Origin of the sequence: Paraburkholderia largidicola (assembly GCF_013426895.1) — a bacterium.
Taxonomy (GTDB): Bacteria; Pseudomonadota; Gammaproteobacteria; order Burkholderiales; family Burkholderiaceae; genus Paraburkholderia; species Paraburkholderia largidicola.
The window spans coordinates 1,977,586-1,996,723 of the sequence record NZ_AP023174.1; the positions used below are offsets into that span (position 1 = coordinate 1,977,586).

Here is a 19,138-nt window from a genome sequence, read left to right on the forward strand (position 1 = left end):
CTCTTACTTGAGGGTTTTGATTGCCGTCACGGCTGCGCTGGCGGCGGCCGCGGCGACGTCTGATGCCGCAGTTGCGGCCGTTGCTTGCCCCTGGAATGCTTCGACGTCTGTTTCCCGGAGCGAGATGGTGAAGTCCCCTGTTGGGGTGCGTGTGAAGGTCGCGTCGACGGTGGCCATCTGCTTACCGTTCCACACACGCAGGACGCAGCAACCACTGGGGTTGCCCGCGGCATCCTGCATCGGCTCAACCTCATAGCGAGCCACGCCCGCATACCAGAGCGACGCGCAGCCCGACAGGCTCGCGAGCGCGATGGCCGCGCAGAGCGCTCGGATCATTGCAGCGTCGCCGCCGCGGCCGCTGGAGCGGGGACAGGCGCGGGCGGCGCTGCCGCAGTGATGGGCGTCGACACCGACACCTGCACCGAACGTTCCTTCTCGCGAGGTGCGCCGGCGAGCTCGCCGAGCTGCGCACCCTCGATAAGCGGAGTCACCGACGACTTCGAAGAGAAACCACCTGTGGACGCGTGATAGACACCCAGCCCCACGAGTGCCTGGCTGATCGCGAAAACGAGCGGATCAGCCGGGACGATCTTCGTGATCACGAGTGCGAGCCACATGGCGAACAGCAAAACAGCGGCGAGAAACTTCGCCCACATCGATGAGTTCAAGGTCAATCTCCTGTTGATAAGCCGCGCGAACGCGGCGGTTTAAATCAGATGCCGAGCGCCTGCTTGCAGCTCGTATAAAGAAGGTTGCGGTCGTCCATTCCTTCTGGCTGCGCCGCACTATTTGGATTGCCTAGGTTGATCGCGCGCGAGAGCGTCAGGAATGCGCTGGCGTCGGCATAGGCGTTGAAGTTACGGTCACTCCAGAACTGCGCGGCCGCGAGCGCAGCCGTCGACGGCTCGGCGATCAGATCCGGGTTGCCCTCGAGGTCGACACCGATCTTCTGGCCGGTCACCCGATAGTTGTATCGGCCAGTGATCTGGATCAGGCCGCCGCCGCGGTACCGGAAACCATCGCCGGGCTGGCTGTTGCCAAGCGCTTTAGATTTCGGCGTGAACGGCTCATATAGACGTTGCGCGGGCGTCGGCCCCCAGATCTCTCGCAGCCAGACGAAGCGGCCGCATTCGTGACCGCACTGGGCGACGAATGCAGACTGGCGGAGCGGAGAATCGATGTCGTACAGCGCCATCGCAGCGCTAAGCGGGTCGGCCCACTGGTTTGCACGGGCGAGCGATATCTGCAGCGCCGCGGCGAGCGTTTCGGGTGTCATGAGGGATTGCTCCAAGGCGCCAGAATGGCGCCGGATTCAACGGGCGCCGGCCCAGGGTTTCGCTGGCAGTGCCGGACGCACAGCGGTGTCCAGTTTCTTGCTCACGGCCTGCACGGTGCTGGCCGCCTCGTCGGTCTTCACCGCGACGTCGGTCACCTTCTGCTCGACTGTCGCCGTGGTCTTTTGCGCGGCGGAGGCGGCCGCGGCGGCTTCCTTCGTCTGCTTGAGCATCGCGGCCGTACGCTGATCGTTCACTCGCGCGCGATCGCCCAGAAAGCGAAGCGTGTATGCCGCCAGCTCGTTCGTCGTCTGCATGAGCGTTTTCATGTCGGCGACGTCGGCGGCCGTGCGTTTGTCCATCTCTTCGCGCGCCGCCAGCGTCGACTTGAGGCCGTTGATCTGCGATGAAAACTCGCGCGTGCATGCTGCCCGTTCTTCCGCACGCACAACCGGGAACCGCGCAACGAGCAAGGTGCGCTCGGCGGAGTTCATCCAGTTCATGATCGCCGCGCCGACGGCGCCGGCGAGCAGCACAACGAGCACGTTGATGATGTACAGGTCGACGCGAAACCAGACTGCCTTGATGTGTTCGCCTTTCGTCATGGGGTATCCGTCGGTCGACGGCCTCCGAGTTGCGATTGCAGCTGCGCGATAAAGCGGTCTTTCTCCGCGAGGCTGGCAACCAGCGCCTCGATCTTCAACCGGTCCTGCAGCCTGTCTTCGGCCGCCTGCTGCACCATCTTTCGATATCGCGCCTCGGAGACGGCGAGCAACCTTCGATATCGCGTTTCGCGCGCGATCGCCTTGTGATACTGGGACTCCCATTCCTTTGAGGCCCGGTCCAGGCTCTCCAGACTCTTTGCCTCGATCTCGTCGCGGCGAATGTCGAGCTGGCTGCTCGATTCGTCCCGTTTCAGGTCCGACAGCTGCTTGCGCATCCGCATGTAGCCGGCGGACAGGATCGATGAACACACAACGAGTGACGCCGAAATACCAGACAGCAGCTTGACGAGCGAAAAATCCTCGGTAGTCGCCATTGACGAACTAGCTCCCATGAAAGCTGCATAAAAAAAGCCGCCCGAAGGCGGCCGATGGCAAAGCGACACTTGACACTAGACCCTAAAGGTCTATTATTCGGCTCAGTGGTAGCGCATCCGCGCAGCCCTCATCCCGAAAGGACAGACCATGAAATTTACTTTTCGCGTTCGCGCGCGCCCACACCTCCATGCAATACACGCCTCCGACAACGAAGGATCTTGCCGACCTGAAAAAAGAGCTGGGTATGACCGGCAAACAACTGGCGGAGTTGTTCGGCATAGCGGGCGATCATCAGTGGCGAAAATACACAGGCGGCAATGCGCCGCGCCCAATGGCGCCGCAAATGCTGTTCTTCGCGATGGCTCGCCTCGAGCTAGACGGCGAGACAATCGAACGTGTGTTGCAGCGTATGCGCCGGGTCGGTGCGACGATCGACCTGACCGGCGAGCCCGATTTCCTGGTGCAAGGTGGAGAGCCACAGCTATAGCAATGTCACTGGGTTGCGCGGCTACGCTTAGCGCATGCGGGGGTGGTAATGGTGGAAAACCCGGCAACGCGCAGCCGGATCAACCGGCCTCGACCACTCAGCCCGCCTCGACACCGGTAGCTTCACCCATTCCGGTGATTATTGACGCCGAGGGCGATTCGACAATGTGGGGTTATCAATTAATCAACGGCGCATATGGACAGACGCCGAACAACCCACCTGCCTTGTTGCAGCAGCTGCTGCGAAATCAGTTCGGCACGTCGGCGATATCCGTTGAAAACAGGGCCGTTCCAGGCGCAACCCTCGAAGATCGAATCGCGGGAAGCGTCGTCTACGACAAACCATTCTCCGTATCGATCGCCCAGGAGCCAGCGAAGATCGTCCTCCTTAACTTCGCAATCAACGATTCGAACCCCGGCAACAACGAGTCGCCAGCGCTATTCCAGAACGATCTGCTGGAGTTCATCGCGCTGGCATGGGCTCAGGGGAAAATTGTCGTACTGGAAGAGCCGAATCCCGTGACGAACCCAGTGTATGCGAATCTGGCCACCTACTCACTAGTCATTGACAATGTGGCACAGACAATGAACGTCCCACTGGTAAAGCAATACGCATACATTCAGTCATTGCCGAACTGGCAATCGATGCTGACCGACGGTGGTCACCCGAACGACGCACTATATGCGATCAAAGCGCAGCGCGAGGCTGACGTGATCGGGCCGATCGTAAAGTCGCTCCTGCGAAACTAGCCTCCGTCAACCGTAAGGAATGGAAAGCCGCTTGAGGTATCATGAGCGGCTCGTCTTACCGCTCCTTACAATGAATTCCAACAGAAGACTGATCGAGCTTGACGCACTGCGCGGCGTCGCAATTATCTTCGTCATCTTCGATCACTCGATTATGTTTATTCCATGGGACATATGGGGTGGAAAATTCATCGCTCCATTTCCGGGAGTCACATTATTCTTTGTGATTTCTGGATACTCAATCACGCTTTCTCTATTCGCACACCGACGCACGTCAACCGCATCATCCATCAAAGCCTTCATGTGGCGGCGATTCTGGCGGATTCAGCCGCTCTCGTTGATCTGGGTTGGATTGATTTTGTTAGGGTCGACGATTGCAAACACCGCTGGATATTTTGGGTCTACCACTCAAAACCTTGAGAGTTCCTTTTATGTGCTGACTATGCTCGCAAACTGGAAATTCGTGAGCAGGGAAAGCTTAGGCGCATTCGGTGTCTATTGGTCACTGGCGATCGAGGAACAATTTTACTTAATTTATCCCTTCGTTTTCTTCGGCCTGAAGAGCAAGCGTGCCTTGTTATGGGCTTGCATCGCCGCGTTCGTCGCACTTGAGCCTTTTGTGCGGAACCCGTACCTGACAGAGCATCTAGGTCGATTTTCACTTCTAGGCGAATTTCTGCAGGGGCCTTGGTATCAACCGATTTTAGTAGGCGTGATCGTCTACATCGTTTCTGAAAGTTTCGTAGCAAGATTCGACACAAAGTATGATCGACCGCTACGAATTCTTGGATTCGGATGCATGCTGCTAATGCCTGCACTCTATATTTTGACTCGCGACGCATCGTTGATATTCGACGGAAGCCAATTGTTTTATACGCCGGTCCTTTCGGGATGCGTTGTATTCGCCGCAGCATTGTCTCAGCGTAACGCGGCGTTTGTTGGTTCGAAGGCCCTGTCTTGGGTCGGCACGCGTTCGTATGGTCTCTATTTATCGCACTTTCCGTGCAGCATGCTGATGCGTGAATTCTGGCATGCGGTTGCCCCCGCGCCGAACGGAGCGGGAACGCTGCTGGTCATTACCGGATTCTCATCGTACGCAATAGTCACGCTCGGAGTTACCGAAGTACTGCACCGATTCGTGGAATTGCCACTTATGGAATATGGTCGACGGAGCGCGGAGCGACTATTCCAGCGACAGCACGAAACTCCGAGCGTTAGGGATCAACGTCATCTTACGAGTATTGACCGCCAGTCGCCGTAGCTCCTGCCGTCGATCCCGGAAAGAAATTGGCTCCTCCGCTTCCGCTATTTACCACACCGTTCGTGGTTGCGGAGTAGCGAACTCCCGTAGCTGATCCAGAGAACACCACCGATGATGCTGTGACTAGGCCGAGAAACCCGGCGTTCACGAAACTCGTTGAGAATGCCGGCGTGCCGGTAATGGTGACTGTGATGCCCGTCGCGAATCCTATTGTCGCGCCTCCGTTCGACGCCAAGGCATGTACTGCGGCTCCGCCTGTAATAGAGTAACTGGCAGTCAGCCGTATTACACCGCCGTTGCTAAACAGATGCGCGCCCCCTGAGAATGCCCCGAACACAACGCCCGCGCCGACATCGATCTCACTGAAATTATCCGTCGTCACTACGGCCTGCGCGCCAGAGCCACCCGCCAACGTGACACCTTGCACCTGATATTGAGCCCCTTTAGATGCTACGAATATGTTCGTAGAAGCCCCTACCGTGAACGTGACATTCGCGGGGGCTGCGGTATTGCCTTGGATCACAACACTTGGCGCGCCTAGCGCTCCGATGATAGGGCCGACAGCGGCCAGCCCTACGGAATAGGCACCGTTTGCCATCTGAATTGTGGCAGTGAAGCCGTTCAGATCATAGTTCTGTTGAAGGACGCTATATGCCTTGCCGAGCGTCGCGAAGGGGCTGCCCGACGTGAGGCCATTGTTACTATCGCTGCCCGTCGCCGAGACATAAAGCGTCAGGTTCGCCGCTAGCCGGATGCGTGTCGAACCTTGGTAGCCTGTCCTGGAGAGGATTGCGATAGCGGCAAGGAGTTGATTGTAAGTTGTCTTGCTGGGAGTCAAGCCAGCGGCAACCACGACAGCACGCAACTCTTCCTGGATCATGTTCAGCCATGAGCCGCGAACATTTGTTGCGGGGGTTCCGGTCGCGGGATTGCCTTCCGTGAAAAACCCCTCCGCACTAGCGGCTTCAGGCGCCGGGAGCGAAGTCGCGGCGGTTGCGTCGTCGATACGATACATATGACCTCTTATGCGTAAGCAAATATCGGAATGGTGTGAGCCGGCTTGACGGCATTGAATTCACACTCAAGAACGTTGTTTCCCCATGCTGCGAGTGGATCTCCAGCTGCCATCGCGCCTGCTACTGCCCTCACGACGGTGTTCAATGGGGCCTTTATCTTCCAGGCGAAATTCCAGTCATATCCATTGACAGGATCTCCAGCCTTCAGCAGCCCTGCGCGTGCCTGTGTGTATTGCTCGATGACGACCGAATAGCCGAGCGCCGCCGCGAAATCGATGAAGTACCCGAGCGATTGGCCGCCGCTGTTTGCGAACCTCGCAACGACCTGCTGCTGACGCTGAGGGACGGTCGGCGCCGCGCCTGCACATGGATCTGGCAGCCCCAGAGACGACTCCCACTCCGGCAAAACTTCATATGCCGAAGTGGGGAACCCGTCGACGAGCAGCTGGTTGGAACGGGCTGTCAGACGCGCGAATGTCGGCGCACAGCCCGCAAGAGTCTTCGTCTGAACGGCGTCTCCGTCGCGTGGCCAGACGCGGCCGCGCGGCATAAGCGCCTGCAATACAGACAGAAAGTCCGCTGAAGTGAGATTCGGTGCGAGCATGGATTAGGCGTTGAATGTGACGCCGCCAAGGAGCGGGAGAGAACCGAAGCTGCCCGTGATATTCCCTGGGTATGGCGTGGTGACGCCGCTAATTACACCCGTTACAGAAGTGATCACAAATCCCGACGTGCCAGCGACAGAACCTATTGCGATCTCGATGTCCGAGCGATCAATCGTGGCGCCGCGCGGGTCACCATTCCGGAAGAAGACGTCCGCAATGGCTGCCTCGACGGCATTTCTCGTCGCTGTCGACCAGCTCGAGGTGCCGGAAAGTATGAATGAAAGCACGTTCTGTATCGGCGCACAGATCCAAACGAGCGCTGTTACAGGCTCCTTCGATACGATCGCATCGGCGACAACCAGTTGGTCGCCTGTTGCAACCGTGGCTCTCGGAAGACCGCCGGGCCCCTTGTCATTTTGTGACACGCCATTCGTGCCTTGAGGGAACCCTCCATGTGCCGCCTGCGCGTCATCAAGCATCACATACACGACCACGGTGCCCGCACCGAATCCGTTCGGCGCGCACCAAGCGCGTGTGACTCCCGCGACGGCGAGCGCCCATTGAACATAGTCCGGCGCCGCGCCGCCCTGCGGGGTTTGCTGATACGCCTCGAGCACGCGATCGCGAAACTCTTCCTGATCCTCGATGTCTGCGCCCGACGCCACAGTGCCTGAGACGGAACCCGTAGACTGGATTCCATCAACGGCCACATCAAGCGATACGACGGTTCCCGCATCAGCATTACCAGCTGCGCCGGCAACGTCGGCGACGATCGTGACGGTTACCGATCCACCGGATACTGTCTGGGTCGTCAGGACGGTATACGTCGCTCCATCACCACGAACAATCGCCGTACCGGCACTGAGCGGCTTGCCGTTGGCGCCCTGGAACGTGGCCGACAGTTGCGCCGTGCTCGCGTCCTTCTGATAAACCTTCTTCAAAGCGCCCCAAGCCTGCAGGTACTCGCCCTCGGCCGTGAATGGGTTTGTCTGCTTCGCGATCCAGTCGAGATACCCGTACTCCTCATTCGTCATGCCCGCGAGCACGACGCCAATGATCTTCAATGCTGCGAAGCGCAGTAGTGGGTCTGATCCCTCGAGCGCGGCCGCGATATCGGCCATCGCGTCAGCCCGGATCTGCGCGAGTGTCTTGCGTGCGTATGGCATATCAGGAGATCTGGTTCCAGGCCCACGCGTAGCTCTTCGATGCCACGGTGGTGCCGTCCTGTTTATAGAGAATGACCTGCAGGCCCATGAACGAAGATCGGACCCATTGCGCAAGCACGTCGATGCGCGCCGCCACGCCGTCGTCGATCATCCATTCGAGCGCCTCGCGCGCGTAGTCGACCGCGTTGTTGAGCGTTTCCTGCGTCTGCTTTGCGCGGCTGAGAAGCCATAGGCGAGATCCGATCGGCACATCCTCGCCGAGATCACCCCACCATCCCCGCGGATCATTTGTCCCATCCGGAATCGGGTCATCGGGGTTCGCCGTGCGATCGGTGAACAGGCTGATAAGAATGCCGTTGTCGAGATCGTTGCCAGTGGTGAGCGCGGGCCCCACGAGCTGCCAGTCGCCCCGGCTGTTGTCGACGTCCCAAACGATCGTGATATCGGGCATCGGTTACTCCGGCTGATTCGGCGGGTTTGACGTGCGAGTGCTTCCGCCGAGCTGGATATTCGGGACGTCGTGTGAGTGACCGTCGTATATCTGCCGATCGGCCGACATGCTACGTCCCGTCGTATCGACGTTGTCGGTGATGTCGCCCGTGCTCTCGATGGGCGCCTCGACTCGCAGCTTCGTCAGATTTGTGAACAGGACCGGGTTACCGCCGCCGTCGACCTTGATGCCTGACTCCGTCAGATAGACGGACTGCCCACGACTATCGTGAATCGCCACCTCGCCGCTCGCGAGCTGCTTCATCCGATAGGTGGCGTTTCCCGTCCCGATCACCACGCCGTTTGAGCGATCGCCGCCGCTGAAGATCACGACCGCATCCGATCCGTCGGGAGGGTTCGAGACGAAACCGTACTCCGCGCAGCGCGGAATGTTGTCGATGGTCTCGAGTGGGCTGAACTTGACCTGCATCCGCTGCACGTCGCCCGCATCAGCGACCAGTTGCACGATGCCGCGTGCCAGCCCATTCAATACGCGCCGTGCCGTGCGCGTCAGATAGTCGCTCATGGTGCGTTGGGCGCGCCGCGCACGACGTCGGGTGAGAGCGGCTGCAAGATGGTCGGCTCAGGCGTGAATGCCGCCGGCGGCATCAGCAGAAGGGACGCGTGGGTGCCGCCCTCTTCGTCGAGCGTGTAGGTGACTTCGGAAATCAACATGAAGGTCTCTTTCGGAATCTTGAGCGGCGGTATCGTGACCGGAACGAGCGTGTTAGGCGTCCAAAGCACCCCGCTGCCGTCCCGCCAACTGTCAGTCAGTACCCGAACGGCCTGCGATCGGCCTGCCCTGCGCGCCGCCTCCCAGTTCGCCCGCTCCTGCGCGATGTTGCGGCCGGCCTGAACCTGCTCGGAGACGACATACAAATTGCGAAATCGGTCGATTGTCGCGTCGGTGGCTGTTGCGACGGGCACCAGATTCACGCCCGCATCGCCCATCGTCTGCATCGTGAGCAGATACACATCGATCTGCGAATAACGCAGATCTGCCGCCCATTCGAATTCCGCTTCCTCAACGTTCTCGCCATAAATGAAACCCGAGGTATGCGCTTCGACGCCCGCGCGCGCGAGTCTCAAATTGCCGTCGGGCAAGTCATACGCGAGCAGCCCCGCATATCGCGAAACACGCTCGATGACCTCGAACGCCGATTCGCCGATCATCAGGTTGATCTGCGGGATGCTCGGTCCATCGTTGCCGTCGCTTGTCGCGGTGATGCCGTAGCTCTTCGCAAGCTTCTGTGCGATCTGCAGCGCATTAGACCCACTGATCTGACCACCCGGCCATACCGCACTGCAGTCGACCAGATCCTGACATTTCCCACGGCCGATCACCCTGATGAAGTGGCGCTCCGGTGCGACACCTGGAATAACGCGATCGACATACCCGGTGATCGCGACATCGTCCCCGAGAGCCACCTGACACTTCTGCCCGGGTATTGCGCTGATTGATTCGAGCTGGCCCGGGAACAGGTCCGTCATCTCGATCTCGAATTCGCTCGGCAGTCGCTCGATACCTCGCGTCACGCGAATGCGCTCCCAGCCCGAGACGTTGGATCCGTCGAGCATCAAAGTCAGATCGTCGGCCATCGTCAGGAAGAAAGCGCCTTGAATGTCTGAGGCATGAATGCCGGGTGTGCCGGGTTGGCTTGCGCCACGAGCTCATCGGCTCGGCTGGCGTCGCGGTAGAGACGCTGCGCGATCACGAGTGCCGGAAGATTGGCCTTGAAATTGAACGTGGCGATCGCCGCGAGACCCGCGCCACGTTTATTCAGATCCTGCACGACGGCAGCACGCAACGTGCGCAGAGCGCCATAAGTCGAATCCTCGCCCTGATTGCCGGCGACCTCGATCTCCGCATCAATCAGTGTCGTGACCGTCTCCCGAACGGCCGCGGCGTCATCCGAGGACGTCGGTTGATACCTCGACGCGGCAATCGCCACCGACGCAATTGCCGCGCGGCGAAACAGATCGCCGGAGGCGGATTGCATCGTTGCCATCGCGCCGCCGATCGTCGACGACGTCGTCGGAGCGCTCGGATAGAAGTCGGCCAGTGACGTCAGAAGCCGCATTCCATCGGCCGGACTCGGCGCGGCCGCCAGCAAAGAGTTGGCGACACCCTGCGCGCCACTCGCATATGCGTCGGTCGAGCTCGCGTCGAGGCCTGCCGCAGCCGCCGCCAGTGCATCTGATGCCGTCGACACTGCCGTGCGCGATTGAACCGCCTGAACGATCGCCTGATCGACCGTCGTAGCCGTCGATACTTGCGCGCCCGGATACTTGCTGAATGTCGGCACGGTCGCACTTCCGGCGAAACGGCCGAAAGCTCCCGGCAGGTTAAACACGAGATGCACGAGGTTTCGCGCATCGCCCACCAGATTCTTCGCGGTCGTGTACCAGCTGAGAGCTGTTCCGACGGCCATGTTGACGACCGAAGCACCATAGGCGAGCGTGCTCAATGCGCGAGCCGCAAAGTCGGCGGCCGCGGACAGCCCGAGCGCAGCTGCAGCGGATGCAATGAGGCTCGTCGTCCCGTTTGCGGCGGTCGGAAACACCCGATTGCCGCTCTCAACGAAATCAAACTGCAGCTCAAAGTACCGGCCCTTGTCCCAGCGCTCAATGACGCGGAAATCCATCAAGTTGACGGACCGCCGGCCATAAGTCGGGTGAATCAGCTCCCCGGAGTCCTCCGTCTCAACCAGTTTGATCAGGACCTCGCGTTGATCGACGACATCGTCGCCAACAAGAAACCCGAGCACCTGGAATCGACGCGCCGCACGCCCCATATCTTCTGCCCATGGCGTGTCGCGCTTTGGGTACTGGTGAAGCACATTCCGTCGACCAAAAGAGCCCTCCGCCGAGAGCGAGACAAACGGCATGCCGCGAAATGACGCCGGACGCAACCGGTCGAAATATGATCCCATCGTCCCACCGAGCCGCGCGGCGAGCGAGCTGGCGAGATTCGTGATGCCGGATGTTGTGCCAAGCACGGCACCCGCGCCGCCACCTACGTTCATAGAGCAGCTCCTAGATCCATCGTTTGGCCAGTGCGCACATTCGTATTGACGTTTCGCGACGAACTGACAGACGTGCGCGTGCCGCGCGGCGCACCCTGCAGGTTGATATCGACCTTCACGACCTGCTCTCCGGGCCCGAGTGACGCCTGCGTCGAGTCGGCGCCGGGTTGATTTGCGCCCGCAACCGTCGGACCGCCTCCATAAAGTCCGGATAGCTGGCCCGCGAACTGTGAGCGCGCCGCCGCTTCACTATCTGCAGCACCTGGCCGTTCGTACAGACGCGAGACGATATCCGCTGCCTGCTCCGGCGTTGACGCGCCAGCCAGCGCCGAACCCGCAGCCCGCTCATTGCCGTTGCGCAACTCGTAGTCGACGAAACCGAGCTGCTGCTCGAGCGTCGAGTTACCGATCCAGTTACCAGCCCATTTCTGGAACGCGTCCTGCCGATCCTTGTGCCATTGCGCAATTCCGTATGCCTGACCGTTATCGCCGACCGCCGTGGGGTCAACCTGACTCTCGCGTTGCAGGTTCGCGACGATGCCGATCGCTTGGGATCGCGACCATCCGCGCGACTGGAAATAATCGATAGCCGTTGTCGTGTTGCCATTGATGCCGGCGGCCAGCTCGTCGTTCGTGCTCAGGCCATTGCCACGAAGTGCATTGCCGAATCGCTCGAAGCCGGTACCAACTCGGGAGCCCAGGTGTGCGACGTGCATCAGGATCTCGTATGAACGCGATACCAGATCGAAGAAGTCGCTCGCGCCGCGCTTCGCCTTCTCCCAGTCGAAGCTCTTGACCTCATCCGACAGGAAGCGCACAGCGCCGGCGACGCCATCAATGAGCTTCTGCTTATTCTCGGGAACGGCCAGCCACTCGCTCATCAGTTCGATAGCGGGCTGCAAAACAGGGATGAGTGCGTTGCCCAGTGCGTCCTTCAGCGAGACGACGGAGAGCTCGAGCTTCGCGATGTTCTGCGCGTATTCCTCTGCCTGCCGGATCGCGCTCGGATCCATCGTCGCGTGCAGGTTGTCGAACTGCCGCACGAGATCCTGAATCGCGCTCGGCCCTTTGATAAGCAGCGGCAGGAGCGACTCGACACCGAATGCCTGGGCAATTTGGCGCGCGGACTGGATGTTGCCGCCCGCGCTGAGATTCGATCGAATGGCGCGGGACACGTCCAGCATCGCGCGCGACACGTCGACGGCGCCATCGGCCGTACGGTGCAGCCCGATCTGCCACGCGCTCATCAGCGCCAGCGTCTCCGGCGCGCGGCCGTTTACGGCGCCCTGCATGGTGTCGCCCAAAGCCTGCAGCGACGCGTCCATGCTGTCGGTCGAGAGGCCTGCCAGGCGAGCGACACCGCGATATTCCTGCAGCTGCTGCGTGTTGATACCGAGCAAGGTCGACGTGCGGTCGATTTCCTGTCCCGCGCGGCCCCAGCTTGTCACGATCGATGCGAGCCCGGCGATCGATCCAAGGCCACCGAGCAGACCGAGAGGCGTCGCGATCATCGTGATCTTGGCGAGCAGGCCGCCAGCTGCGCGCGTCGCCGACGTAAGGCCGCGCACCAGACGGCTCAGTCCAGTTTCCCGGCTCAGCGAGGCCAGCGACTTGCCCAAGGCCGTGACCGGCGCGAAGGTGCTCGCTATCGAACCCTTGACCTTGCGGACCGTCGAGGTCGCGCGGTCGACCGCGGTGATGACGAACTGGATCTTGTTGTTAGCCATTCTTGGGCTTTGCCGAAAGGATGCGCTTCGCTTCGATCAGGTGCCACTCGACGTCACTCCATGTGGCGTTCCAGAGCGACGCCGGCGCGATCTCCCAGAAGTGCGCGGCGTCCGCGAGCATCTGTTCCCAGCCGTCCGGGAGAGCGTTCGCGCCGGCGACCAGCATGCTCAGTCGGGCCGCCGGCGAATCTGAAAACCGTTGAAGTAGCCGGTGGCGGAGTGAAAATCGCGTGCGCTCAGCGCGCGGACCGTTTTGCGCGGCACCCGCGCGACGATCGAAATCAGTTCGATGGATGACGCGAACGGGCCGCCAGCCTGTCGTGCCTTGCGGCGCTGCAGGTTGGTCGGCTCGCACAGATCGAGCTTCGTCGCATTGAGCGCGGTCGCGTCGTCCGTCAGCTTCACGGGCGCCTGCAGCTCGAGCGAGAACTCATCCGGGCTGCGAACATCCGGCATGAGGACCGCTTCATCGGCGAAGCCGCTAAAGAAGTCCTCCGCTTCGTCGATCTCGCTGGAGAAAAGCTCGTCGACGACATCGATGGGCACGCCGCTGACGATAGCGACCAGCGCAACGACGAACCCATATTTGCCGCCCGATTTCTCGGCCTGCTCATAATCTCCAGCGAGAGGCTCGCGCAGCTGCAGCTCGGTGTACGTCTTTGCGTTTTCGCCCTTCCCGGCGGTAATCGGACGGCGAAACGTGAGGGTCATGGTTTCTTGCACGGATCAATTCTCCGACACGTCCGGACCTTCCCATTCCACGGGGAACGTGGCGTCTTCCGCCTTCGCCCCCTGAGGATTGACGGTCCACATGTTGCGGCCGATGACGGTTTTTCCGTTCGCCAGCTCAACGGTGACCGTCACGTCGTCCATCTGGTTGATCTGCTTGAGCGACAGGCCACCCATATCGCGCAACGTGGCTTTGATAGAGCCGACCTTCGGCTTTTCGCTGAAGCCGTGGACGGTGTCCTGCCCGGTCAGCGATTCGCGAGCGCGCTCGCTCGGGTCGTATTCGAAATCGCCAGCTACCGGGTACGACACGCCGTCGACCGACAGATACGCTGTGCCGGCAATGCGATTTTTCGTGTTCGACATTTCGTGCTCACAAAAAAGAGAAGCCGCCCGGAGGCGGCCTGTTTGGCATCAGCGTGAGTTACTGCAGCCTGAACTGGGCGAGCAGCGCGAAGATCCGCAGGCCGCCGATCAGTGTGCCGTCCCACAGCTCGTTGACGCGGCTCGGATTCTGCGAATCGATTTCGACAATGAGGCCGGCCGCGAACGCGTCGCTGTTCTGGACGTAGCCCTCGAACTCCATCGCCTTGTATTCGGCGATCTGATCAGCGCGGATGGTGTTCGGCGTCACGATGTTTGCGCCGGGCGCGAAGCGCGTGCCATTCGCTGCCAGCTTCTTCCGGCCGTATTTCGACGTGACGACGCCCTTCAGGCGGCGGAGAACATACATCAGCAGGAACAGGGTCTCGACCTGCAGGTAGCTGTTGTCCGGCTGGCCAAACGGGTTCTTCTGGTAGGTCGTGATCAGGTTTTCAACCGCGACCGTGCCATCGTCGGCGACCGTGAACGTGGAGATACCGTCGAACAGCAACGTGTTGCGGTCCGTGAGCGCGAAGCGCGACGCGACCGGCGGCGGCAGGAAACTCGACAATGCAACCGTCTGCAGCGGCAGACCGGGATCCGCCCGTAGCGCCGCCGCGACCGCACCGCTGTAATCTGCTGCCAGCAACCATGCGGGGGTCGGCGAGTCGTTGAAACCCATCACCGTCCCGTGCTGGTCGTTCCGTGTGACGCCGAACGTCGTGAGCGCGCCCACGGTGCCGCGATAGGCTGCGAAGAAGTGCCCGTAGATCTGCTTCGACCAGCTCCAGCGTCCGTTCGTATCGTTGAGGAAAGACTTCAGCGCATCGAGTGACGTCGCGTCCGTGTACGGCATCACGATGAAGTCGAACGGCGCATCGGCGAGATTCGCCAGCGCGGTGGTCAATGACGGGTTCACGGACCCGCCAGTCATCGCCGTGATCGTGAACGCCAGCCCCGTCGGCGTAACCTCTCCGTTGGCTGCGCCGCGGTAATTGACGCGAATGTCGATGTCGTTGCCGGCGAGCCCCTTGTTCTTCGCCGTGAAGTTCACCTTCGAGGTGGTGGTGCCGTCGACGGCAGCCGTCACAGGCAAATCGGTGTTCGCGTTAACCGTCGCCGTGAGTGCGGTCGCGAGTTGCGCCGCCGTTAGAGACGACGTCACGTTTTGCGTGACGAGTTGCCCGGCGAGGTACAGGAACAGAACGCCGGCTGCTGTTGCGGCCGCAGTGAAGTTAATCGAACCTGCGGCGGCGACGGCGCTCGGATCGTCGGCGAGCGGCAGATACCAGACTTCACCAAAGCTATCGCTATTGCGATAAGCGGCTGTCATCAGCGCGAGCATCGACCCCGGACCGCCCGCCGATTTCGCGTCCGCAGCGCCCTGGGAAATTACGGGAATGTTGGGCGTCGCGGCGCCGGCCGACGTGATCTGACCGATGACGAGTGCGTGCTGTGTCTGGGTGGCGCTATTGGCCTGACTGTTGTCGACTTCCGCGTAGAAAAGCGGAACCCGGATCTGGTCACCGGCCGGAATGTTCTTGAACGGTACCGTCATGATCAGGCGCTCCCTTCACGATGCGTCGACGTATCGTCAACGGCACTGGTTTCGGCGTGATCCTGATCACGCACTTCGACCTCGGTTTGCGGCGAAGCCTCCTTCGGCTCGGGCCGCTCGGCGAGCTCGACATCCTTGTCGCTCAAACGCTTCACCCAATAGAGGTGATCGTCCGGCACGTCGCGCCCCTCGTCGGGCAGGAAGTCCTTCATATCCGGGTCGCGGATCTTCATACCCGCTGCGGGTTTGACGAACATGCGTCACTCCTAATCAGAAAAATCGAGGTCGATAACACCCTCTGCACGCCCGTCGGGCCCCGTGCTACGAGGTGCCGGTGGAATTGCGTCGGGGAATGGCGGATCGGGGTACGTCCCGTTCGGGTCAAACGGGCTCGCGAGGTCGACGGTGAGCTGCATGCGCTCGAGCGTGTTATTCACATCGGGCTCGAAGGCCTCATAGATCTGGAAGTGCAGCGCGATACTGACGGCCGCGAAATGCACGCGACCGTCCGAGCTGTATTCCGTCGTTGTATCGATGGCCGGGAAGTCCTGCGTCTCGCCTCGAATGCCGACGTCGCGCAGCAGGATGTCCTCGATGGTCGCGCCGAGCGTATCGAGGGCGTCCTGCGCGACCTCCGCAGTCGACCCGGAAACGATTCCCCGGATCTCGATGACGAAATCCGTGTTGAACTGCGTCTGCCCGTTTGTTCCTAACGACGCTTTGCGCTCGGCACCATTTCGCACGAGGATCGCCGGCAGCTTCGACGGTGGCATGCTCCAATCTCCGGGTGACTGGATCGTTGGAGCGGCAGCTGCTCCCTGCAATGCGGCCACGACCAGCTGGCGCATCGCAGCGCGTCCTGTGGGATCAGCCATCGACGTTACTAACCAGATTGAGCATGAGACCGCCGCCGCCCCATCCATCGAGCCGCGCTTCGCGCACGACATAGACGAGGCCTGTGCGGATGATCTGCAGCTGGTCGTCCTGCACCGGCGCCGAGGCGAACTGCGATTGCTGGATCCCCAGCCGCGGCTGAACCGTCGCAACCTGTGCGCCGTCGACGATTGAGAGCTCGAGGAAGGCTTCGTCGAATACGCCGTCGATCTCGTACGGAACGGCACCAGAGACGGGTATGTACATCACCCGTTCCGCCTCGCCGAACGTCTTCATCACCACGCCGTTCATCCGGTCGGTGACGGCGCGCCAATCGAACGGCATTGGCTTATGCGCCGGCGCGGCCGGTCTGCAGCATCTCCGGCCGCGTGCAGATATGCAGCGGGTAGGAATAGCCTTCCATCTTCCAGAACGAATTGCGATCGCGGTCGGGGATGGGAATGACGTACATCGGCTTGCCCGGCGTGTTCACCCATTCGAACGATTCGCCCGGCGCCAGCGCGCGACGGAATACGCCGGGTGCGCCGACCGGGAAGAACTTGACCTTGTCGTCCGGAATCTTGATCGTCGTGTTGTCGTCCGAACCGCGGTAGTTCATCCAGTAGATGCCAGCGAACTTGAACGTGTCGAACGCGGCGCCCTGGCTGTCGTCGCGAAGATCTGCGGCCGCCGACCAGTTGATGTACGTGCGGATGACGTCGACGTGGTTGACGAAATCGTCGTAGAACGCATCGCCGCACATTGCGTATACACGCGTCGTCGGCAACCATGCGCCCTGCGCCTTGCGCATCATTGCGCGCCGGATGGCGTTGCAGATTGGGCGGATGCTGTTCGCGGTCTGTGCCGTGAGATCGAAAGGCACTTCCGCCGCAGGCGTGATGCCGAACTCGTCGAAGAAGTTGTAGATCACGGATCCCGACGCATCGAGGAGCAGCCCTTGCACTGCGCCCACACGGTGAAATTCCCACGTGTATTCGATGTTCTTCAGGATGCCCGTCGGGCCGCTTAGACGCCGCGCGACTTCCGCCTGCACCTGCATGAGTTCAGATTCGGTACCGAACGCACGGATGTCCTGAATTTCGTTCGCGGTGATTGTGTCGCTGTGCATCAAACGCGGCACGCGGAAGTAACGTGCTGCGCGCGTTTCGGTGACACGCTGCGTGCCTTCCGCACCACGCGGCGACGTCGGGATGAGGATCAGCTGGCCCTGACGCTGCTCGACGGCGAGCGTCGTATTACGGATCGGCTCGTCATCGAAGATATCGAGATCGCCGAGCCCCTGCGGCTGATACGGATATTTGTCGACCGCAGCGGTGAGCTGGATGGTCGAAAAGGCATCCTGATGGAAAACGTCCAAACTGGCCATTATTGGCTCCAAAAATAATAATGGCCGCGAACGCGGCCACGGGACAAACGAGGGAGATCTGCGGAGACAGGGGTTAGCGGGTGATGATCCCGAGCGCGGCGAGTTGCCCCTTTGCGGCATTCAGCTGTGCCGTCGTGATACCCGCCGGCCAGATCAACTCGCCACCGTTTACTTCCGCGTCGCGAACCACCGCAAGACCCGGCACGTCCGCCAACGTCGCGTCGTAGGTGCCGAACCCGATGCCAGCTGCGATCTGCGTGCCGTCGGTGGCCGTCGGATTCAGCGGCACCAGCGACGCGGAGAGGAGTGACACCGTGACGTCGAACTCGTCACCGACAACGAAATCCGTCGCGCCGTCGGCGATCGCGAACTTGATGCCATCGGAAAATGTCTGCCCGACGACGACGTCGCCAATGACGTCTCCCGTCGGATCGAACACGCGGAACGTGCCGCTGTTCGCCGCGGCCGCCGTGCAGCGCACGACGTAGATGCCTGCCTGCGCGTTCGGTAGTACCGGCGTCGTGGCATCGAGGGTGAATGCACCGTTACCGGTGTTGCCGGCCTTCGCCGCGGCTGCCGCAGTGCCGCCCGCCTTCTTCGCGACGACCTCGCCGGGAAGGTGTTTCACCGCACCACTGAACGTCATCGGGTCGCGCGAGCGGTGGCCGCGCGCTTCGGACACGAGGAAGCCACCATCGTGCCGGTTTTCAAGCAGAGGAGTCTGAGCCATGATCGGATTCCAGAGTGAGAGATTGAACTAAGGTTCCTGCGCTTAGCGGCGACGCTTCGCGCCGGCTTTCTGGAACGCGACGTCCCAGCTCGCCGCGATCGACTGCTCGCTGCTCGCGCTGCGATCGCTGTCGATTCCGAGGTTCGGATTCTGGCGACGTCCCCGACTACCTTCCGGCGCCGGAGAACCATCGAGAACCTCAATCGCCTCGCTGCGCGTCATGGACGTCGTGAAAGCGAGCTTGCATGCCAGAACCGGGTTGCGACCGGCGCCCTTGCTCGCAAAGATCGCGGCACAGCGCGCGCGTTCGCGACGACGCGCGCGAGCTGCCGCGCTGTTGCCGCGCATCTCTTCCTCATCGTCATCGTCTTCGGCGTCCGGATCGCTGTTGTTATCATCGTCAGCCGCACGCTTGCCCTTCTTGCCCTTGCCACCTTCGTTGTTCTGGTCGCCGTCTCCATCGCCATCGCCGTCGCCATCACCATCGCCTTCAGCGCGGCTTCCGCGGGCGTCGCCGTCCTCGCGATTCTGGCCATCGTCCTCGTCGGACGCGCGCTTGCCTTTCTTACCCTTGCCGCTGTCGTCGTTCGAATTGTCGTTCTCGTCCGATGCACGAGAGCCGCGGCCGAGATGGGCGAAGCTCAACCCACCTCGTGACATG

General features: G+C 61.1%; 26 protein-coding genes. 3 read left to right on the top strand and 23 right to left on the bottom strand.

Annotated features, from left to right (window positions below; all coding sequences use genetic code 11):
* Positions 1–3: 3 nt before the first annotated feature.
* From PPGU16_RS08815 to PPGU16_RS08835, 5 genes are read right to left on the bottom strand one after another with little or no spacing between them, the layout of a single operon-like run.
* A complete protein-coding gene (locus PPGU16_RS08815) occupies positions 4–336 on the bottom strand; it encodes a hypothetical protein (RefSeq protein ID WP_180719645.1) in 333 nt (110 codons plus the stop codon).
* The gene (locus PPGU16_RS08820) at positions 333–668 is read right to left on the bottom strand and encodes a hypothetical protein (protein ID WP_180719646.1); all 336 of its coding nucleotides are present in this window, start codon (positions 666–668) and stop codon (positions 333–335) included. Before PPGU16_RS08820 ends, PPGU16_RS08815 begins: the two co-directional genes overlap by 4 nt.
* 44 nt (positions 669–712) lie before the next feature.
* Complete coding sequence (locus tag PPGU16_RS08825; RefSeq protein ID WP_180719647.1) at positions 713–1,276, bottom strand: glycoside hydrolase family 19 protein; 564 nt, start codon at positions 1,274–1,276, stop codon at positions 713–715.
* 36 nt (positions 1,277–1,312) lie between these two features.
* Positions 1,313–1,879 carry a hypothetical protein gene (locus PPGU16_RS08830; RefSeq protein ID WP_180719648.1) on the bottom strand — a complete coding sequence of 189 codons (567 nt, stop codon included), beginning with the start codon at positions 1,877–1,879 and terminating at the stop codon, positions 1,313–1,315.
* Positions 1,876–2,313, bottom strand: coding sequence for a hypothetical protein (locus PPGU16_RS08835; protein WP_180719649.1), 438 nt, complete (start codon positions 2,311–2,313; stop codon positions 1,876–1,878). The genes PPGU16_RS08830 and PPGU16_RS08835 overlap by 4 nt, the downstream gene beginning before the upstream one ends.
* Positions 2,314–2,501: 188 nt before the next feature.
* Between PPGU16_RS08835 and PPGU16_RS08840 the strand changes: the two genes are divergently transcribed.
* The 3 genes from PPGU16_RS08840 (at position 2,502) to PPGU16_RS08850 (ending at position 4,808) form a co-directional block, all read left to right on the top strand.
* A complete protein-coding gene (locus PPGU16_RS08840) occupies positions 2,502–2,801 on the top strand; it encodes a chromo domain-containing protein (RefSeq protein WP_180719650.1) in 300 nt (99 codons plus the stop codon).
* 2 nt (positions 2,802–2,803) lie between these two features.
* Complete coding sequence (locus PPGU16_RS08845; RefSeq protein WP_180719651.1) at positions 2,804–3,550, top strand: SGNH/GDSL hydrolase family protein; 747 nt, start codon at positions 2,804–2,806, stop codon at positions 3,548–3,550.
* Between the two features lie 70 nt (positions 3,551–3,620).
* Positions 3,621–4,808, top strand: a complete 1,188-nt coding sequence (locus tag PPGU16_RS08850) for an acyltransferase family protein (RefSeq protein WP_180719652.1) — start codon at positions 3,621–3,623, stop codon at positions 4,806–4,808.
* On the opposite strand, the gene PPGU16_RS08855 is transcribed toward PPGU16_RS08850, so the two are convergent.
* From PPGU16_RS08855 to PPGU16_RS08940, 18 genes are all read right to left on the bottom strand, one after another.
* Complete coding sequence (locus PPGU16_RS08855) at positions 4,780–5,823, bottom strand: hypothetical protein (protein ID WP_180719653.1); 1,044 nt, start codon at positions 5,821–5,823, stop codon at positions 4,780–4,782. The genes PPGU16_RS08850 and PPGU16_RS08855 overlap by 29 nt on opposite strands.
* 8 nt (positions 5,824–5,831) lie before the next feature.
* On the bottom strand, positions 5,832–6,428 hold the full coding sequence (locus PPGU16_RS08860; protein WP_180719654.1) for a YmfQ family protein: 597 nt from the start codon (positions 6,426–6,428) through the stop codon (positions 5,832–5,834).
* A gap of 3 nt (positions 6,429–6,431) precedes the next feature.
* Positions 6,432–7,550 (bottom strand): baseplate J/gp47 family protein, encoded by a 1,119-nt coding sequence (locus tag PPGU16_RS08865; RefSeq protein ID WP_243460514.1) that lies wholly within the window; start codon positions 7,548–7,550, stop codon positions 6,432–6,434.
* Positions 7,551–7,596: 46 nt separating this feature from the next.
* Positions 7,597–8,046, bottom strand: coding sequence for a phage GP46 family protein (locus PPGU16_RS08870; protein WP_180719656.1), 450 nt, complete (start codon positions 8,044–8,046; stop codon positions 7,597–7,599).
* Positions 8,047–8,049: 3 nt separating this feature from the next.
* Positions 8,050–8,610, bottom strand: coding sequence for a phage baseplate assembly protein domain-containing protein (locus PPGU16_RS08875; protein WP_180719657.1), 561 nt, complete (start codon positions 8,608–8,610; stop codon positions 8,050–8,052).
* Positions 8,607–9,662, bottom strand: a complete 1,056-nt coding sequence (locus PPGU16_RS08880; RefSeq protein WP_243460515.1) for a phage baseplate assembly protein — start codon at positions 9,660–9,662, stop codon at positions 8,607–8,609. The genes PPGU16_RS08875 and PPGU16_RS08880 overlap by 4 nt, the downstream gene beginning before the upstream one ends.
* A 23-nt stretch (positions 9,663–9,685) precedes the next feature.
* Positions 9,686–11,110, bottom strand: coding sequence for a DNA circularization protein (locus PPGU16_RS08885; RefSeq protein ID WP_180719659.1), 1,425 nt, complete (start codon positions 11,108–11,110; stop codon positions 9,686–9,688).
* Entirely contained in the window at positions 11,107–12,837 is a 1,731-nt protein-coding gene (locus PPGU16_RS08890; protein ID WP_180719660.1) for a phage tail tip lysozyme, read from the bottom strand. Before PPGU16_RS08890 ends, PPGU16_RS08885 begins: the two co-directional genes overlap by 4 nt.
* On the bottom strand, positions 12,830–13,003 hold the full coding sequence (locus PPGU16_RS08895) for a hypothetical protein (protein WP_180719661.1): 174 nt from the start codon (positions 13,001–13,003) through the stop codon (positions 12,830–12,832). The genes PPGU16_RS08890 and PPGU16_RS08895 overlap by 8 nt, the downstream gene beginning before the upstream one ends.
* 2 nt (positions 13,004–13,005) lie before the next feature.
* Positions 13,006–13,548, bottom strand: coding sequence for a phage tail assembly protein (locus tag PPGU16_RS08900; protein ID WP_243460516.1), 543 nt, complete (start codon positions 13,546–13,548; stop codon positions 13,006–13,008).
* Positions 13,549–13,563: 15 nt separating this feature from the next.
* On the bottom strand, positions 13,564–13,932 hold the full coding sequence (locus PPGU16_RS08905) for a phage tail tube protein (RefSeq protein ID WP_180719663.1): 369 nt from the start codon (positions 13,930–13,932) through the stop codon (positions 13,564–13,566).
* Positions 13,933–13,990: 58 nt separating this feature from the next.
* Positions 13,991–15,487, bottom strand: a complete 1,497-nt coding sequence (locus PPGU16_RS08910; protein WP_180719664.1) for a phage tail sheath subtilisin-like domain-containing protein — start codon at positions 15,485–15,487, stop codon at positions 13,991–13,993.
* Positions 15,488–15,489: 2 nt separating this feature from the next.
* Positions 15,490–15,744, bottom strand: coding sequence for a DUF2635 domain-containing protein (locus tag PPGU16_RS08915; RefSeq protein WP_180719665.1), 255 nt, complete (start codon positions 15,742–15,744; stop codon positions 15,490–15,492).
* 9 nt (positions 15,745–15,753) lie between these two features.
* A complete protein-coding gene (locus tag PPGU16_RS08920) occupies positions 15,754–16,335 on the bottom strand; it encodes a hypothetical protein (RefSeq protein ID WP_180719666.1) in 582 nt (193 codons plus the stop codon).
* A 19-nt stretch (positions 16,336–16,354) separates the two neighbouring features.
* Positions 16,355–16,705 carry a head-tail joining protein gene (locus tag PPGU16_RS08925; protein WP_180719667.1) on the bottom strand — a complete coding sequence of 117 codons (351 nt, stop codon included), beginning with the start codon at positions 16,703–16,705 and terminating at the stop codon, positions 16,355–16,357.
* A gap of 4 nt (positions 16,706–16,709) precedes the next feature.
* Positions 16,710–17,747 carry a major capsid protein gene (locus PPGU16_RS08930; protein ID WP_180719668.1) on the bottom strand — a complete coding sequence of 346 codons (1,038 nt, stop codon included), beginning with the start codon at positions 17,745–17,747 and terminating at the stop codon, positions 16,710–16,712.
* A gap of 73 nt (positions 17,748–17,820) precedes the next feature.
* Positions 17,821–18,477, bottom strand: a complete 657-nt coding sequence (locus PPGU16_RS08935; RefSeq protein WP_180719669.1) for a head decoration protein — start codon at positions 18,475–18,477, stop codon at positions 17,821–17,823.
* A 42-nt stretch (positions 18,478–18,519) separates the two neighbouring features.
* A complete protein-coding gene (locus tag PPGU16_RS08940; protein ID WP_180719670.1) occupies positions 18,520–19,122 on the bottom strand; it encodes a hypothetical protein in 603 nt (200 codons plus the stop codon).
* Positions 19,123–19,138: the final 16 nt, after the last annotated feature.

Excerpts from the sequence above, each read along its gene's own strand:
- PPGU16_RS08915 (WP_180719665.1), bottom strand. The coding sequence starts at position 15,744 with ATGTTCGTCAAACCCGCAGCGGGTATGAAGATCCGCGACCCGGATATG.
- PPGU16_RS08880 (WP_243460515.1), bottom strand. The coding sequence starts at position 9,662 with ATGCTCGACGGATCCAACGTCTCGGGCTGGGAGCGCATTCGCGTGACG.
- PPGU16_RS08920 (WP_180719666.1), bottom strand. The coding sequence starts at position 16,335 with ATGCGCCAGCTGGTCGTGGCCGCATTGCAGGGAGCAGCTGCCGCTCCA.
- PPGU16_RS08905 (WP_180719663.1), bottom strand. The coding sequence starts at position 13,932 with ATGTCGAACACGAAAAATCGCATTGCCGGCACAGCGTATCTGTCGGTC.
- PPGU16_RS08840 (WP_180719650.1), top strand. The coding sequence starts at position 2,502 with ATGCAATACACGCCTCCGACAACGAAGGATCTTGCCGACCTGAAAAAA.
- PPGU16_RS08850 (WP_180719652.1), top strand. The coding sequence starts at position 3,621 with ATGAATTCCAACAGAAGACTGATCGAGCTTGACGCACTGCGCGGCGTC.
- PPGU16_RS08930 (WP_180719668.1), bottom strand. The coding sequence starts at position 17,747 with ATGGCCAGTTTGGACGTTTTCCATCAGGATGCCTTTTCGACCATCCAG.
- PPGU16_RS08860 (WP_180719654.1), bottom strand. The coding sequence starts at position 6,428 with ATGCTCGCACCGAATCTCACTTCAGCGGACTTTCTGTCTGTATTGCAG.
- PPGU16_RS08815 (WP_180719645.1), bottom strand. The coding sequence starts at position 336 with ATGATCCGAGCGCTCTGCGCGGCCATCGCGCTCGCGAGCCTGTCGGGC.
- PPGU16_RS08935 (WP_180719669.1), bottom strand. The coding sequence starts at position 18,477 with ATGGCTCAGACTCCTCTGCTTGAAAACCGGCACGATGGTGGCTTCCTC.
- PPGU16_RS08855 (WP_180719653.1), bottom strand. The coding sequence starts at position 5,823 with ATGTATCGTATCGACGACGCAACCGCCGCGACTTCGCTCCCGGCGCCT.
- PPGU16_RS08900 (WP_243460516.1), bottom strand. The coding sequence starts at position 13,548 with ATGACCCTCACGTTTCGCCGTCCGATTACCGCCGGGAAGGGCGAAAAC.
- PPGU16_RS08835 (WP_180719649.1), bottom strand. The coding sequence starts at position 2,313 with ATGGCGACTACCGAGGATTTTTCGCTCGTCAAGCTGCTGTCTGGTATT.
- PPGU16_RS08910 (WP_180719664.1), bottom strand. The coding sequence starts at position 15,487 with ATGACGGTACCGTTCAAGAACATTCCGGCCGGTGACCAGATCCGGGTT.
- PPGU16_RS08830 (WP_180719648.1), bottom strand. The coding sequence starts at position 1,879 with ATGACGAAAGGCGAACACATCAAGGCAGTCTGGTTTCGCGTCGACCTG.
- PPGU16_RS08870 (WP_180719656.1), bottom strand. The coding sequence starts at position 8,046 with ATGCCCGATATCACGATCGTTTGGGACGTCGACAACAGCCGGGGCGAC.
- PPGU16_RS08885 (WP_180719659.1), bottom strand. The coding sequence starts at position 11,110 with ATGAACGTAGGTGGCGGCGCGGGTGCCGTGCTTGGCACAACATCCGGC.
- PPGU16_RS08890 (WP_180719660.1), bottom strand. The coding sequence starts at position 12,837 with ATGGCTAACAACAAGATCCAGTTCGTCATCACCGCGGTCGACCGCGCG.
- PPGU16_RS08825 (WP_180719647.1), bottom strand. The coding sequence starts at position 1,276 with ATGACACCCGAAACGCTCGCCGCGGCGCTGCAGATATCGCTCGCCCGT.
- PPGU16_RS08865 (WP_243460514.1), bottom strand. The coding sequence starts at position 7,550 with ATGGCCGATATCGCGGCCGCGCTCGAGGGATCAGACCCACTACTGCGC.
- PPGU16_RS08875 (WP_180719657.1), bottom strand. The coding sequence starts at position 8,610 with ATGAGCGACTATCTGACGCGCACGGCACGGCGCGTATTGAATGGGCTG.
- PPGU16_RS08895 (WP_180719661.1), bottom strand. The coding sequence starts at position 13,003 with ATGCTGGTCGCCGGCGCGAACGCTCTCCCGGACGGCTGGGAACAGATG.
- PPGU16_RS08845 (WP_180719651.1), top strand. The coding sequence starts at position 2,804 with ATGTCACTGGGTTGCGCGGCTACGCTTAGCGCATGCGGGGGTGGTAAT.
- PPGU16_RS08925 (WP_180719667.1), bottom strand. The coding sequence starts at position 16,705 with ATGCCGTTCGATTGGCGCGCCGTCACCGACCGGATGAACGGCGTGGTG.